This window comes from Halapricum hydrolyticum (assembly GCF_025517535.1).
Taxonomy (GTDB): domain Archaea; phylum Halobacteriota; class Halobacteria; order Halobacteriales; family Haloarculaceae; genus Halapricum; species Halapricum hydrolyticum.
In genome coordinates this window covers 74,809-89,651 of the sequence record NZ_JAOPKC010000005.1, presented here as the reverse complement: position 1 = coordinate 89,651, position 14,843 = coordinate 74,809, and the positions used below count along the sequence as shown (strand labels likewise).

The following is a 14,843-nucleotide window of genomic DNA, read 5'->3' as shown; positions in this document are numbered from 1 at the left end:
GTGACCAATAGGTACGCATGAGCGAAGACGAATCAGAGCCGAGCGAAGACAAATCAGAGCCGAGCGAAGACTCCGCTGTCGTCGAGGTGCTGCGAACGGTGACACCCGGCTACAGCAGCCACGGAGACGTCGAAATGGACGTCATCGGCTGGTCGATATTCCTCGGGCTCGTGATCTTGCTGATGCCGTTCCTGCCCCTGCTGATCGTCGTCTGGCTGATCTCGAAGGGTCTCGAGAAACTCTAGATCTCGGTCCCGACCAGATCGAACGGGGTCCCGGCGTCGGCTTCTTCGGCGTGTTCGTAGGCGACGTGCGCGGCGGCGACGTCCTGGATCGCCAGCCCGGTCGAATCGAAGATCGTCACGCCCTCCGGACCGTCCGGGTCGTCCCGGCCCGGGATGCGGCCGGCGACGATCTCGCCCAGTTCGGCGTAGATGTCCGCGTCGTCGAGAAGTCCCTCGCTCCAGGGGACGTTGATCTCTCCGGAGTGGGTGCACTGTTCGTAGTCGTCGATGACGATCGTCGCCGCCTCGAGCACGTCGTCGGCGATCTCGTGTTTCCCGGCGGCGTCGGCCCCGATCGCGTTGACGTGCGTCTCCGGGCCGACCGACTCGACGATCGGCTCTTCGACCGGCGTGGTCGTCGAGACGACGTCACAGCGCGTGGCTTCCTCGATCGTGCCGCCGCGGACGTCGAACCGGTCCGCGAAGGCCGCGACGAACTCCTCGACGGCTTCCGGGTCGGCGTCGGCGACGACCACTTCTTCGATGTCCCGGACGGTCGCGATGGCTTCCAGCTGGGTGTGGGCCTGCGTGCCAGCGCCGACCAGCCCCAGCGACGCGGCGTCCTCGCGGGCGAGTTCCCGGGTCGCGACGGCGGCCGCAGCGCCGGTCCGCAGACGGGTGATCGTCGTCCCGTCCATCAGCGCCAGCGGGAAGGCAGTCTCCGGGTCGGAGTAGACGATCGTTCCCATGACTGTCGGCAGGCCGAACTGCAGTTCGTTGTCGGGGTGAACGTTGACCCACTTGACCGCGGCGGCGTCCCACTCGCCGGCGTCGAGATAAGCGGGCATCGACCGGAAGTCACCGTTGTACTGCGGGAGGTCGATGTAGGACTTGGCCGGCATCTGGGCGTCTCCGCGGGCGTCAGCGGCGAACGCGTCCGCGACGGCCTCGACGACCTCCGCGACCCCGGTGTGCTCGGTGACGACCTCAGCGGGAAGCAAGCGCGTCTGCATACAGGCCGGTCGCCGGTTGGCCACTTAATCGTTGGCCGCGGACGGAATCAGAACCCGAACGCGCGCCGGTACTGCGGCGGTCCCTCGATCTCGTCAGTCGCCTCCAGCGCCTGGGCGGCACGGAGCGCGAAATAGGGATCCCGGAGGTGTTCGCGGCCGACGATCGCCACGTCCGCGCGTCCGTTGGCGACGACCGCCTCGGCCTGTTCGGGCGTGGTGATGCCGCCGACGGCACCGACCGCAATCGCCCGGTCGGTCTCCTCGCGGATGCGCTCGGCGTAGCGGACCTGGTAGTTCGGCCCGGTCTGTTCGGGGCTCGAATCGGGGTGGATCCCGCCGCCGCTGACGTCGATCAGATCGACGCCCAGTGCCGCGAGTCTGTCGGCAAGGCGGACCGAGTCCTCGACGGTCCAGGACTCCCGGTCGGGCAGCCAGTCGGTCGCCGAGATTCGGACGAAGACCGGTTTGTCCTCGGGCCAGACCGACCGGACGGCCTCGGTCACCTCCCGGAGGAACCGGGTCCGGCCCTCGAAACCGCCGCCGTAGGCGTCCCCGCGGGTGTTCGTGACCGGCGAGAGGAACTCGTGGATGAGATAGCCGTGGGCGGCGTGGATCTCCGCGACCTCGAAGCCGGCCGCGAGTGCCCGTTCTGCGGCCGCTCGGAACGATTCGACGACGGATTCGATCTCCTCGGGCGCGAGTCGTTCGGTCGACGGGGCCTCGTCCTCGTAGGGCCACGGCTCGTCGGTCGGGCCGACGACCGTCCAGCCACCCTCGTCGAGGGCGACCGGGCCGTGGCCCTCCCAGGGTCGGGACGTCGAGGCCTTGCGGCCGGCGTGAGCGAGCTGGATGCCCGGAATCGATCCCTGCTCGCGAACGAACTCGGTGATCGGTTCGAGCGCGTCGGCGTGCTCGTCGCTCCAGATCCCCAGGTCCTCGGGGGAGATCCGTCCCCGGGGTTCGACTGCGGTCGCCTCGGTCATCACGAGTCCGGCTCCGCCGACGGCTCGCGAGCCGAGATGCGTGCGGTGCCACTCCGTCGCCAGCCCGTCACGCTGCTCGCAGGAGTACTGACACATCGGCGAGACCATCACGCGATTGGGAATCGACGTCTCGCGGAGTTCGAGCGGGGCAAACAGGCGTGTCATCGTCCGCGGTTGGATCGGGCACGACAAACCCATGTCGGTATCGGTCCACCTGCGAGCAACGACTAGTCGCTTTTCGGTGGCGCGACCCAGCCCGCTCCGGGGATCGTATCGCGGACGTCGAAGTCGAAGCGGTCGGTCACGAGCAGACTGACGCCGAACAGACCCGCGAATCCGGCCGGGATCCAGTTGCCGAAGGCGACGTTGATCGTCCCCCAGAGGATGACGAAGCTCACCAGATCGTCGAGCATGAACGGACACGAGCGCAGGCGGGCGAACAGCGCCTCGGTGTCGAACGCGACGTCGAACAGGACGACCGAGACGGTCGCCGAGAGCACCCAGCCGGCGTAGTTCGACCACGGGACGCCGTAATAAGCGCCGCCGCCCTCGTACATCCAGAAGCCCAGCCCGACGGCCGCCGGGTCCAGGACGAGATCCATCAGTAGCACCGTCGCGATCACCGCGAGCAAGCGGACCGACGTCGATCGAGCCTTCTCGCCGAGCAACAGCAGATCGAGCAGATAGCTGTTGAGCACCAGCGGGAAGAAAAACACGGGGAGACCGATCGGGACCAGTCCCAAAAGCATCGGCCCGAGGTCGATCCCGTACTCAAAGGCCCCGTAGGGCCAGCCCGTCGAGACGCCGAGCATCTCGATCCCGAAGGCGTAGGCCGTGACGGCCGCCAGCGCGAACGCGGCCCGCCGATCGACCAGCGGCGCGAGGCCGGCGACCAGCGGCAGCCGCATAACGATCACGCCCAGCAGGATGAACCACGGGTTGAACGACATGAACGAGACCGGATCGGGATACCACCCCATCGCCGAGGCGTACAGCGATATCGCGCCGACAGCGGGGAAGACCACCGCGATCGTAAAGCGGTTCTCCGAGACCAGGCGGTCGAGCCAGTCCTCGATGCCGGCCCGGTCCCGTCGCTCCAGGGGCGGGAACGGCGATTCAGGCATGCAGCATCACCCACAGCGCCGCCATGGTCAGCACTGCGCCGACGACCGTATTGATCGCCGGGAACCACCAGTAGGCCCGATCGACCGCCACTTCAGAGCGGGTGATCGCGATCGCGATCAGCGGGTAGACGCCCAGCACGCCACCGAGGAACGGGTGGACGACGCCGAACGCGACCGCTGCACCGAGCCAGACGAGCGCACAGTAGGCGTAGGTCCACTCTTTCCCAAGTAGTGTCGCCGTCGTTCGGATTCCCGCCTCGCGGTCGGGTTCGATGTCGGGAATCGCGCTGAAGGTGTGCATCGCCATCGTCCACAGCCAGCCGCCGACCATCGCCGCGAGCGGCGGGTACTGGCCCGCGACCGCGGCGTAGGCAGCGATCCCCGGGAGCGCGTACAGGCCGTTCGAGAGTGAGTCCAGAAGCGGCGTCGTCTTGAACCGCAGCGGGGGCGCGCTGTACTCGATCGCGAGCAGATAGAACAGCCCGATCGGAGCGATCGCCTCGGCGTTCAGGAACAGCACCAGCAACACGCCGAGGCCGCCGGCCGCGAACACCGCCAGGATCACCAGCGGATCGCCCCGATAGCGTACTTCCTTCTCGTCTTTCTTGGGATTGGCCTCGTCGATATCGGCGTCGAAGACGTCGTTGATCCCGTACAGGAAGACGTTCGCGGGCACGAGGAAGTACGCGAACAGCGCGACGGCGAGCGGTGAGAACAGCGCTCGGGGCGTGCTGGCGGCGTAGGCAACCCCGACGATCACCGGTCCGGCCAGATACAGCCAGAATCGGGGTCGCGAAAGCCAGAACAGATATCCCAGCGACGACTCCTCGGAGGGGAGGACGCCGCCGAACCGATCGCCGAGACTGGTGTCGGGCATGGGTCGACTCGCTTCAGTCACCGGTCTTCGGCCAGTGCCTGTGCAGCGTGTTCGCCGCTGATAAGCGTCATCGGGACGCCGATTCCGGGCGTGGTGAACGAGCCGGTGAAGTACAGCCCGTCGACCGCCGACGAGCGATTGTTCGGCCGCAAGAGCGCGGTCTGGCGGAGCGTGTGCGCCAGTCCCAGGGCCGTTCCCTCGGTGGCGTTGTACCGGTCGACGAAATCGTCGACGGCGAAGGTCTCCTCGACGACGATGCGATTGCGCAGATCGACGCCGGTGTTCGCCGCGACGTCCTCGAGGATCTCCTCACGGTAGCGCTCACGCAAGGCCTCGGTGTCGCGCAGCCCGGGTGCAAGCGGAACGAGCACGAACAGGTTGCTGTGTCCCTCGGGCGCGACGGCGTCGTCGGTCTTCGAGGGGACACAGAGGTAATACGCGGGGTCGTCGGGCCAGGCCGGGCGGTCGAAGATCTGCTCGAAGTGCGGATCCCAGTCCTCCGGCAGGACGAGGGTGTGATGGGCCAGTTCCTCGACGTCACCCTCGACGCCCAGGTACATGAGGAACGCAGAGGGGGCATAGGTGCGGCCTTCCCAGTAGTCAGCGTCGTACTGGCGCTCGTGTTCGGGCATCAGCTCCTGTTCGGCGTGGCGGTAGTCGGCGTTGACGACGACCCGATCGGGTCGGTAGATGTCACCGTCGACCGTCTCGACGTGGAAAGCGTCCTTTCGGCGCGTGATCTCGTCGACTTCGCTGTCGGTTTCGAAGGTGACGCCGAGTTCCTCGGCCAGTTCGGCGATGGCGTCGACGACGACACCAACCCCGCCAGGTCCGTCGCCGTCCTTCGGGACGGGATAGTAGACGCCGAGGTTGAAGTCGACGTGGCTCATCATGTTGTACAGCGCCGGCGTGTTCTCCGGGGAGCCGCCGAGGAAGACCAGCGTGTACTGCATGATCTGCTGGAGCTTGGGGTTCTGGAAGTAGTCCTCGACGTGTCCCTGCATCGAGCCCAGCAACTGGAACCCGATCGGGGCCGCGCGCATCACGTCCAGGTCGATCCAGTCTCTGAGCCGCGAGCGGTCCTCGTAGACGAACTGTTCCATCGCGGTCCGGTAGTGGGTCTCGCTGGTCGCGAGATACTCCTCGAAAGCCTCGCCAGCACCCGGCTCGATCGACTCGAACAGCTCGCGGTTTTCCGCCCGGTCAGGGCTGATATCGATGACCCGGTGATCCTGTGAGTCGCTCGATCCCCTGCTCGGGGCGTCGGGGAGACTGCTCGCCTCGCCGTCTTTGTAGAAGATCCGATAGTGTGGATCGAGCCGTTCGAGTTCGTAGAACTCCTCGGGTTCGCGATCGAAATGCTCGAAGAACCGCTCGAAGACGTCCGGCATGAGGTACCACGACGGGCCCATGTCGAAGACGAACCCCTCGCGTTCCAGCCGACTCGCCCGTCCACCCAGCTGTTCGTTCTTTTCCAGCACGGTGACGTCCGCGCCGGCGTCAGCGAGATAACACGCCGAGGAGAGTCCACCGATCCCGCCACCGACGACCACGACCTGCAGATCCGAAAGCGATTGCATCATTTGATATACCGTTTCCAACCGGCATAAATCACGTGCCAAACTGCTGGGGACGATCCTACGCGCCGTCCGGCGAATCGTAGACTCACGGCGTCGTCAGCGAACTCTTCGAGCGCGAGCGACGGCTCGCAGCGACCCGTGGGCCCGACGGGGTGATCACCGTGGCACGCTCAGCGCATCGAAGCTCTTATCTTCACGACTGGCGGACACTAACACAGACGGTTAACAACTATCCGGGCTGAATTACTAATGGGACGAACATCGACGGTTCAGGGAGTCGAGCTGACCGACGGCGAGACGATTCTGGGTCTCGGTTCGGTCGTAGCGTTTCTCGGGGTCTCGGTGCTGGCGGTCGTCACCGAGCGGTGGAAGCTGCTCGCGATCGCCTGGATCGCCTTCGGCGCGATGGCCGGCGGCGCACTGCTCGGGGCGCGCATGGGGGACCGCGACCCCACGCGACTGGTGTGGGGGTACGGCCTGGCGAGCGGCGCGATGATCACCAGTGCCGCCGTTTTTCTGGTCCCGCAAGCCATCAGCCAGCACGCGCAGGTAGGGGGGTTCGGCATCGCCGCCGGCGTCCTCATCGGGTACAACGCTCACACGGTTGGTCACCGGCTGACCCACCTGGAACTCCCGATGGACACGACCGCGACGGAGTTAGCCGCCCACGCACTCTCGGCCGGGCTCATTATTGGCGTCATCTACGGTGCGATGCCCGAGCTCGGTCTCTTGCTCGGGGTTGCGATCGTCTCCCACAAGGGCCCCGCCGGGTACGCGGCCGCCCGCCGCTCGACGCTCGCTGGCGACTCCGCGCTACCGATCTTGCTGCCGGCGGCAGGCGTCGGTCTGACCGCGATCCCCGTCGCGACGATCGCGTTCCCGGACTCCGCGGTCTTCAACGCCGCCGTCTTCGGGTTCGCGTCGGGCGTGTTCCTGCACGTGGCGATGGACTTTCTGCCTACCTGCGAGGTCGGCGGCGAGATCGACCAGCTGTCCGAACACGACGAGCACGCACACGCGGTCCTCGACCGGATGCGAACACACGCGCTCGCGAGCACGACCCTCGGCGGACTGGCCGTGCTCGTCGCGTGGCTCACGGTCGCGGCATAACGCGAGCCGTCCCTGATGTGCCTACTGTGCCGGCGAGCAGGTCGTCGTGAGAACGTACGTCTCGCCCGCGACGGTGCAGGCCGTCTGGACGTACTCGGTTCGGGCGGCCTGTTCGGGATCGCAGTCGACGCCCGTGCCGCGTTCGGACGCGTCCGCACAGTCTTCGATCGTCCCGTCGGGCAAGACGAGCCGAGTGCTGTCCCGGACCGCGTAGGAACGGTCCCACGACGGGATCGCGTGGACCGTCACGGGTTCGCCCGCGGCTGTCACCCGGGCGACGATCCGACCGACGACGCCGTCCTTAGAGACGTTCGGGACGAGCGTGATCGCCTCGTCGAGATCGGCCTCGGTGAAGGTCTTCAGACAGACCGCCGGATCGAGCGTGAGGGCGTCCATCGCGAGATCGACGCCGTCCGCGGCCAGCACGTCGAACAGCGCCGGGTCGACCGTCTCCCTGAAGGCCTCCCGTACGTCAGCGAGGTCGTCGTATCCCTCCCGCAACGTCGCCCGAACGTCCTCGGCGTCGACCTCCCTGATCACGTCCGAGACCGACCCGGCGATCGCGTCGCTACCCAGGAGGTCCCGCCGTGACGTCTCACCCCGGCGCAACCCCTGGGCGGCAGTCATCGTCTCCACGCACCCCCCACCGTCGACGATCTCGTCGAGCGTGTTCCGGTACTCCTCGTATTCCGCCTCGTCGGTCATATCTGGTCCTGTGGGGAGCCAGCGATATCAACGCTCCCGTTGGAGACGCGGCCCGGCGCGGAAAGTATGATGAACAAATATCCTAATCCTTATGAGCGCAGGGCCATCTGCCCAAGGTATGGCCCCACATACCGACAAGTCGAACCAGTTGACGCGCCGCCGGATACTCGCTGCCGCGGGGGTAGCCGGTATCGGAGCCATCACCGGGTGTAACGCTGACGGCGACGGAACGGAGACGCCGACGGGGACAGACACCACGACGGCGGGGAAGACGGAAACGCCCACGCCGTCGGAGCCGTCCAGTGAACTGCTCCAGCCGTCGGACGTGCCGCGGATCGAACCCGGAGACTCGCACCATCCTGGTCCGCCGCGGTTCACAAGCGTCGGGGCCGAGCCGCTGGGCGAACTCCTGCACGGGCCCGGAACGGACACGAACCTCTCGCCACTCGACGTCGAGCTGTCCGGCGTCGACGGCGACCTCGCGCCGTTCGATCCGGATCGGGACGCCGACTACGCATGGTCGATCGCCGAGGCCCCAGCGGCCTCCGAGGCGGACCTCGGCGATACGTCAGTCGTTCACTTCGAGCCGGACGTGCCGGGCGAGTACCGCCTGGAGATGGACGGCCCGGACGAGACCTGCGAGTTGACCGTCAGGGCGTTCCCCAAGGAAGACGAAGACGACCCTCAGCCGCGGGTCACGCTCAGTGCCGAGTTGAACGAGGACGGCGATCAATTCATCGTCGAGGCCGACGCCCGACCCAGTCCCGACAGCGACAACGCCGTCGAGGATCTGGACGTGGAGTTCTACGTCGACGACCGCGATCGGGACGCACTGGACGATCCCGGACTCCTCGTCCCGTCGTCGGTCTCGGGGACGTCTCACACCGCGACCGTTCCCGTCGAAGCGGTTACTGAGACCGTCAGAATCCACGCCGTCGCGGTCGACGATCGCCACAGCGTCGCCGATTTCGTCCGCCTGGAGCCGGACGGCTCGACGGCACACCCCAACGATCCCCCGGAGTGGATCGAAGACGCGACGATCTACGAGATCTTCGTCCGCCGGTTCGACGACGAGGTGACCTTCGAGACGATCGAGAGTCGGCTCGACTATCTCGAGGAGCTGGGCGTCGACGCGCTCTGGCTGACGCCGGTCCTGGACGCCCACAGCCACCGCGACGAGACCCAGCCGGGCGGCCCGCACGGCTACGACGTCATCGACTACTACGAGACGGCCGACGACCTGGGCAGCACCGAGGACTTCGAGGCGCTGGTCGAGGCCGCCCACGAGCGAGACATCAGGGTCATCTTCGACCTCGTCATCAACCACACGGCCCGCGAACACCCGTACTTCCAGGCCGCAAAGCACGACCGAAACGTCGCCGAGGACGATCAGGAGTTCTTCCGCGGGCTCTACGAGTGGGCGTACGGCGACACGGCCCTGACCTACGCGTACTGGCAGGGGATCCCGGTCGTCGATTACGACTCGCTGGCGCTGCGGTCGTGGCTGCTCGACGTCGTCGACCACTGGCAGGGGATCGTCGACGGCTTCCGGTGTGACGTCGCCTGGGGCGTCCCGCGGAGCTTCTGGATGAACGTCCGCGACCGCGTCAAGGCCCGCGACGAGGACTTTCTCCTGCTCGACGAGACGGTCCCCTGGCACAGCGACCTCGCGGAGAACCAGTTCGACGCCCACTTCGATTACGGGTTCAACGAGACGCTTCGCGCGATCGGCCGGGGCGAGGCAGACGCCACGGCCGTCAACGACGTGCTCGACGATCGGGCGACGGAGGGCTACCCCGGCCACACGGCCTTCCTCAACTACGTCGAAAACCACGACATGGAACGGTATCTCTCGATCGGCGACCGCGACTCGCAGATGGCTGCCGGCGCGGCGACGTTCACCCTGCCCGGCGCGCCGATGCTCTACTACGGCCAGGAGACCGGCGTCGCCGACCAGCGCGGGACGATGAACTGGGACGATGTCGACGAGGAACTCACGGCCTACTACGAGAACCTGATCGCGGCCCGCGACTCGCTGTCCGAACTGGCAAGCGACGCTCCGACGACGCCGATCGAACTCGACGACCAGCCGGACGGGGTCGTCGCCTACGCCCGCGGGAGCGAGGACGGGCAGGTACTGGTCGTGCTCAACTTCGGGGGGGACGCCGCGACCGTCTCGCTACCGGCCGGCGTCGAAACGACCGATCTGCTGACCGACATCGACGTCTCCGACGGCGACGGCGTCAGCGTCGAGCACGCGGTCGTCCTCCGTGCTGACAGAGCCGAACTGTGAGACTGTACGGCCCCGCAGCGACCACTGGACTGGAGGCTGCAACCCCGTCAGACTTAAATGCCCCTCTGGCGAAGCGGGGAACAGTCCGATGGCGAAAGTAGAGATCAACGTACCGGAGCACCTGGAGATGCAGATCGCCCAGCTCGTCGAGAAAGGCGAGTTCCTCAACCGCGAGGAAGCGATCGAAGATCTGCTCTCGACAGGATTGAAAGCCTACAAGACGAGCGGGCCGATCGACGAGGAGGAAGAGCCGGGACTGGAAGACGACGGGATGATGGGTCACGACGACGAGTACGTGTTCTGACTCGGAACTGGCGGTCGACGTTCGACCGGACGCGGCGATTCTCGCGGAACGTACGTCTGGTAGTCTCTGGCGGGCAATCCTTAAGCCGCCGTCTGTCCAACTAAGACACACGAATGCACAAAGACGAGCTCTTAGAACTCCACGAGCACATGGTTACCATCATGGAGTACTTCCGCGAACAGGACCACGTCGAAGAGGGGCTGTTCGACCCCTACGAGGAGCTCGACGTCACGCCCGCGGACGTCCACAAGTCCAAGAGCGAACACAAACACGCCGTGTTCGTCCTGGGCAACGCCCTGGCCACGGCGATGAGCGACGACGAGTTCTCCGACGCCGGTCGCATCGGCAAGCGGATGAAGGAACTGGCCGAGGACGCCGAATCGAAGATCTAGAACTGCGGTTCTCGTTCGGCCACGAACGCGGAGACTCCCTCCTCGAAATCGTCAGTGTCGGCCAGTCGCGACGCCGTCTCGAGTTCCCTATCCAGTGTCTGCTGTAGATCGGCGTGCTTCGCCCGGAGGAGGTCCTTGGCCGCGATCAGTGCCTCTCGGGGGCCAGTCGACAGCGTCGCCAGGAGCGAGACGAGTTCGTCTTCGAAGGTGTCGACGGCATAGACGTCGGTAAACAGCCCCAGCTCGGCCGCTCGCCCGGCCGCGACCAATTCGCCGGTGTACAGCAGCTGCAGGGCGGTGTCGCGGTCGACGACCTGTGGAAGGAGATAGGTGACCCCTGCGGTAGCTGCGAGCCCGAATCGCCGGAATCCGAAGCCGATCGATCCCTCGGTGCTCGCGATCCGGAGGTCACAGGCAAGCGCGAGCGCCGCCCCGGCACCGAAGGTCGGTCCGTCGACGGCAGCGACGGTCGGCAGCGGACAATCGTAAACGGCAGCCACGGCGTCGCCGACCGCTTCGAGACGTTCGCGCCACGCCGACGCATCGAGGTTTCCCCGGACACGCCCGACGTGTGCGCCGACGTCTCCGCTCGCACAGAACGTGTCGCCCTCGCCGCGGAGGAGAACGCAGTGAGCGTCGGTATCCTCCAGGCCCGCGATTGCGTCGGCGAGTTGCGTCGCGGTCGCTGCCGTGAGCGCATTGCGCCCGTCGGGGTCCGCAAGCGAGCAGATCACGACCCGATCGGAGCGCTCGATGGAAACGGTCATGGCTCGATGGTCGGCACAGCCACTCAAAAGAGTTGGCAGCAAACGGCGACGCGGCGCCCCACAGAGTACCCGGAGCGACCGGCGTCCGGCCAGGCGCCCCGACCGACGCCCCACCAATTTGGCGGTAGTTTCAGAACGGAGCGCCACGACGGGACGGTATGCGCATCCACTGGCATCGCCGCGACCTCCGGGTGGCCGACAACCTGCCACTGGTCGAGGCCGACGCGGACGGTCCGGTCGTCCCGGTGTTCGTCTTCGACAGGGACGTCCTCGGTCAGGCCGGACCGCCGCGAGTCGCGTTCATGCTCGACGCGCTCGAATCGCTTCGCGAGGCCTATCGATCGCGGGGGAGCGACCTGCTGATCCGCGAGGGTGACCCGCACGAGATGTTGCCGGAACTCGCCGAACAGTTCGACGCCGACGCCGTCACCTGGGGGCGCGACTATTCCGGTCTCGCCCGCGAGCGCGATACCGACGTTCGACAGGCGCTGGACGCGGCCGGCGTCGCCCGCGAGGCCGTCCACGACGCGGTCTGTCACGAGCCCGGCGCGATCCGCACGAACGACGGCGACCCCTACTCGGTGTTCACTTACTTCGGCCGCAAGTGGCACGATCGGGAGAAGCACCCGGCTGTCGATCCGCCCGATCGGGAACGACTGGCCGACGTCTCCGACGGCGAACCGATCCCGACGCTCGAAGAGTTAGGCTTCGAGGAGCCGGAGGCGGAGATTCCGCCGGCAAGCACCGCCGCGGCTCGGGAACGGCTCGAACGCTTCTGCGAGGAGGACATCTATCGCTACGGGGAGCGGCGGGACTATCCCGCCGACGACGGCACCTCGCGACTCTCGGCACACCTGAAGTTCGGGACGATCGGAATCCGGGAGGTGTACGAGGCGACCGAGGCGGCCAAACGCGGCGTCGACGGGGACCGACGCGAATCGGTCGAAGAGTTCCAGGACCAGCTAGCCTGGCGGGAGTTCTACACGCAGGTGCTATATTTCAATCCCGGGGTCGTCACCGAGAACTACAAGGACTACGAGCGGGAGATCGCCTGGCGCGAGGACGAGGCGGCCGTCCAGGCCTGGAAGGACGGCCGGACGGGCTATCCGATCGTCGACGCGGGCATGCGCCAGCTACGCGAGGAGGCGTACATGCACAACCGCGTGCGGATGATCGTCGCCTCCTTTTTGACCAAGGATCTGCTGGTGGACTGGCGCGTGGGCTACGAGTGGTTCCGCCGGAAGCTCGTCGATCACGACACCGCCAACGACAACGGCGGCTGGCAGTGGGCGGCCTCGACGGGAACTGACGCCCAGCCGTACTTCCGGATCTTCAACCCGATGACCCAGGGCGAGCGCTACGATCCCGACGCCGAGTACGTCAAGCGGTACGTGCCCGAGCTACGCGGGGTCGACCCGGAGATCATCCACGGCTGGCACGAGGCGTCGCTCACCCAGCGACGGAACGCGGCCCCCGAATACCCGGATCCGATCGTCGATCACAGCGAGCGTCGGGAGGCGGCGATCGAGATGTTCGAGACGGCTCGCGGGGCAGCAAGCGAGTGAACCGCCTCGGGGTCAAGTGGTTCGAGACACGAAGCGTCTCGTCATCTGCTTACGGGCCGCGTCCGCTCGTAGGTTCGCTGGAGGGCGTACGAGATACAGAGTATGTGCAATATTGTTTCCAGGACAACATTTACAGCCAGGAGTCGGTATATTCGATGCTATGAGACTGTACTTCCGGAACGCGATGAAAAACATGGTGAAGACCTATCAGTTTATTTTCTTGCGGGTCGCCATCGGATTGGCGCTGGCGTTCGGGTTGATCCTCTCGCTGGTCGCGTCGACGTGATTGTTCCTGACGTTCGAACTGACTGTTGCCAAACCTGCAATTGTCGTTCTCTTTGTTTTCCTGTCGCTCTTCAGTTATATTCTGGGACCGTACCTGCTCTACCTCGTCGAGGCCGGACACGTCGCCGTGTTGACGCACGTGATTCTAGAAGACGAGATACCGACGAACCAGATTCGGTTCGGGCTAACAGAGGTCAGGACGAACTTTGCCAGCGTCACCGGGCTGTTCGTCCTCGACCTCGCGATCCGACGAGTGCTCAGACAGCTCAACGCGATCATCAACAGAATCGTCAGCAGCCTCACTGAAAGCCTCTCCAGCGGCGGACGACAGCAGGAGGCCGGCGTCATCCAGGGTGTCGTCGGAATCGTCCAGCTCGCACTGAACATCACGATCAGCTACGTCGACAAGGCAATCTTGGCGAACATCTACCGTAGCGACGCCGAGAATAACTGGAAACCGGCGAAGGACGGCGTACTCCTGTACGCGATGACGTGGAAGCCAGTTCTCGCGTCTGCCCTCATTATATCGACCGTCTTCTATGGACCACTCATCGTCGTGGGGTACTTTAGTGAAGAGATTCTCGACGCGTTAGGGGGAGAGGAGGCCGTGATAGCCCAGATCGAACGTTCCTGCTTGGCCTTTCGGACGTCGGACTCCTGTCTCCCCTCGTCGTCGTGCTCGGCTTATTGACTGTCTTCCACTACGGACTCGTCAAACCGAGGCTGACGACGCTGATCGTCACTATCTTCCTGAACGAAACGGCAGGCGAACGACCGAACGAAGAGTGGGAGCAACGCCTCCGGGACCACTCGCCCGAGTATCGCGCGTTCGAACGCAGGGCCGAGAGCAGTGAGGACGTCCCCGAGAAGACGGGAACGTGGCGGGATCTGTTCCTCCCGTAGCCCCTGCTCGCTTCTCATAGGGATTAGCGTAGCCGATCGGAGGAACTCTCACTCCGATCGGGGAACCGGATCATCGTTCCCGGGCGAAATCTATGGATTTCTACGCTAATCCCTATCAGTGGGTGATTCGGTCAGCCCGGCACGTGCATCGAACGACTGCGGAACACGCACCCCGTCAAGTGCGGTATGCGTCCGTCACGATGTACAGAGAGGGGCGAACAAAGGCACGCGCACCCGGCAACGACTGATCACACGATCGCCGACCAGACCGGAGCGACGAACTGGAAGAGGCTGAGATAACCGACGTACAGCAGCGCGAGCACGGAGGCACCGATCGCGCCCTTCGGCGCGTCGAGTTCGACGCCGCGGCGGAGTTCGGCGTTGCGGGCCTCGAACTCGAAGAAGTCAGTGATGAACAGCCCGAGGATCAGCGTCGAGGCGACGATCCCGCCGTGCTGGTTGAGCGTCGTGTAATAAAAGGCGGCGAGTACCAGTGCGACGTTCGAGGCGACGTGCAGGGGATGGCGCGACAGGCGCTCCGTGTCGTCGCCGGCCTCACTGACGTGTTTCCGATGTGCGAGCAGCCGCGTGACGACGTTGACGAGTAGCAGGCCGAGCAAGAGGTACTCGACGGTCCCCGCCCCGCCGAGAAGGGAGTCGACGGCGCCGAGCGGCCCGGGGAGTTGATAAGCTGGCGCTGGCATATACCCACCTGCGA

At 65.7% G+C, this 14,843-nt stretch carries 17 protein-coding genes; 9 read left to right on the top strand and 8 right to left on the bottom strand.

Annotation, left to right across the window (positions count from 1 at the left end):
* Positions 1 to 17: 17 nt before the first annotated feature.
* Positions 18 to 245, top strand: a complete 228-nt coding sequence (locus OB916_RS07050; protein ID WP_315908589.1) for a DUF7535 family protein — start codon at positions 18 to 20, stop codon at positions 243 to 245.
* Here OB916_RS07050 and OB916_RS07045 read toward each other — a convergent pair.
* The 5 genes from OB916_RS07045 to OB916_RS07025 form a co-directional block, all read right to left on the bottom strand.
* On the bottom strand, positions 242 to 1,237 hold the full coding sequence (locus OB916_RS07045; protein ID WP_315908588.1) for an ornithine cyclodeaminase family protein: 996 nt from the start codon (positions 1,235 to 1,237) through the stop codon (positions 242 to 244). The genes OB916_RS07050 and OB916_RS07045 overlap by 4 nt on opposite strands.
* Before the next feature lie 47 nt (positions 1,238 to 1,284).
* The gene (locus OB916_RS07040; RefSeq protein ID WP_315908587.1) at positions 1,285 to 2,385 is read right to left on the bottom strand and encodes an NADH:flavin oxidoreductase/NADH oxidase; all 1,101 of its coding nucleotides are present in this window, start codon (positions 2,383 to 2,385) and stop codon (positions 1,285 to 1,287) included.
* Positions 2,386 to 2,447: 62 nt separating this feature from the next.
* Positions 2,448 to 3,344 carry a bisanhydrobacterioruberin hydratase gene (cruF, locus tag OB916_RS07035; RefSeq protein WP_315908586.1) on the bottom strand — a complete coding sequence of 299 codons (897 nt, stop codon included), beginning with the start codon at positions 3,342 to 3,344 and terminating at the stop codon, positions 2,448 to 2,450.
* On the bottom strand, positions 3,337 to 4,221 hold the full coding sequence (locus tag OB916_RS07030) for a prenyltransferase (RefSeq protein ID WP_315908585.1): 885 nt from the start codon (positions 4,219 to 4,221) through the stop codon (positions 3,337 to 3,339). Before OB916_RS07030 ends, cruF begins: the two co-directional genes overlap by 8 nt.
* 17 nt (positions 4,222 to 4,238) lie before the next feature.
* Positions 4,239 to 5,801: a phytoene desaturase family protein gene (locus tag OB916_RS07025; protein ID WP_315908584.1), complete on the bottom strand. Its 1,563-nt coding sequence runs from the start codon at positions 5,799 to 5,801 to the stop codon at positions 4,239 to 4,241.
* Positions 5,802 to 6,050: 249 nt separating this feature from the next.
* On the opposite strand from OB916_RS07025, the gene OB916_RS07020 reads away from it, so the two are divergent.
* Positions 6,051 to 6,911, top strand: coding sequence for a ZIP family metal transporter (locus OB916_RS07020; RefSeq protein WP_315908583.1), 861 nt, complete (start codon positions 6,051 to 6,053; stop codon positions 6,909 to 6,911).
* A gap of 21 nt (positions 6,912 to 6,932) precedes the next feature.
* On the opposite strand, the gene OB916_RS07015 is transcribed toward OB916_RS07020, so the two are convergent.
* Positions 6,933 to 7,616 carry a hypothetical protein gene (locus tag OB916_RS07015; protein ID WP_315908582.1) on the bottom strand — a complete coding sequence of 228 codons (684 nt, stop codon included), beginning with the start codon at positions 7,614 to 7,616 and terminating at the stop codon, positions 6,933 to 6,935.
* Between the two features lie 118 nt (positions 7,617 to 7,734).
* Here OB916_RS07015 and OB916_RS07010 point away from each other — a divergent pair, with 118 nt between their 5' ends.
* The 3 genes from OB916_RS07010 to OB916_RS07000 all read left to right on the top strand — a co-directional run bounded on the left by OB916_RS07010 (position 7,735) and on the right by OB916_RS07000 (position 10,605).
* On the top strand, positions 7,735 to 9,909 hold the full coding sequence (locus tag OB916_RS07010; RefSeq protein ID WP_315908581.1) for an alpha-amylase family glycosyl hydrolase: 2,175 nt from the start codon (positions 7,735 to 7,737) through the stop codon (positions 9,907 to 9,909).
* An 88-nt stretch (positions 9,910 to 9,997) separates the two neighbouring features.
* Positions 9,998 to 10,213, top strand: a complete 216-nt coding sequence (locus OB916_RS07005; protein ID WP_315908580.1) for a DUF7120 family protein — start codon at positions 9,998 to 10,000, stop codon at positions 10,211 to 10,213.
* A 113-nt stretch (positions 10,214 to 10,326) separates the two neighbouring features.
* Positions 10,327 to 10,605, top strand: a complete 279-nt coding sequence (locus OB916_RS07000; protein ID WP_315908579.1) for a UPF0058 family protein — start codon at positions 10,327 to 10,329, stop codon at positions 10,603 to 10,605.
* Here the strand turns inward: OB916_RS07000 and OB916_RS06995 are convergent.
* Complete coding sequence (locus OB916_RS06995; protein WP_315908578.1) at positions 10,602 to 11,372, bottom strand: enoyl-CoA hydratase/isomerase family protein; 771 nt, start codon at positions 11,370 to 11,372, stop codon at positions 10,602 to 10,604. The genes OB916_RS07000 and OB916_RS06995 overlap by 4 nt on opposite strands.
* Before the next feature lie 158 nt (positions 11,373 to 11,530).
* Between OB916_RS06995 and OB916_RS06990 the strand changes: the two genes are divergently transcribed.
* The 4 genes from OB916_RS06990 to OB916_RS06975 all read left to right on the top strand — a co-directional run bounded on the left by OB916_RS06990 (position 11,531) and on the right by OB916_RS06975 (position 14,125).
* On the top strand, positions 11,531 to 12,937 hold the full coding sequence (locus OB916_RS06990; RefSeq protein ID WP_315908577.1) for a cryptochrome/photolyase family protein: 1,407 nt from the start codon (positions 11,531 to 11,533) through the stop codon (positions 12,935 to 12,937).
* 160 nt (positions 12,938 to 13,097) lie between these two features.
* Entirely contained in the window at positions 13,098 to 13,223 is a 126-nt protein-coding gene (locus tag OB916_RS06985) for a hypothetical protein (RefSeq protein WP_315908576.1), read from the top strand.
* A complete protein-coding gene (locus tag OB916_RS06980; protein WP_315908575.1) occupies positions 13,224 to 13,913 on the top strand; it encodes a hypothetical protein in 690 nt (229 codons plus the stop codon).
* Positions 13,910 to 14,125, top strand: coding sequence for a hypothetical protein (locus OB916_RS06975; RefSeq protein ID WP_315908574.1), 216 nt, complete (start codon positions 13,910 to 13,912; stop codon positions 14,123 to 14,125). Before OB916_RS06980 ends, OB916_RS06975 begins: the two co-directional genes overlap by 4 nt.
* A 248-nt stretch (positions 14,126 to 14,373) precedes the next feature.
* On the opposite strand, the gene OB916_RS06970 is transcribed toward OB916_RS06975, so the two are convergent.
* The gene (locus tag OB916_RS06970; RefSeq protein WP_315908573.1) at positions 14,374 to 14,829 is read right to left on the bottom strand and encodes a DUF7313 family protein; all 456 of its coding nucleotides are present in this window, start codon (positions 14,827 to 14,829) and stop codon (positions 14,374 to 14,376) included.
* Between the last annotated feature and the right edge of the window lie 14 nt (positions 14,830 to 14,843).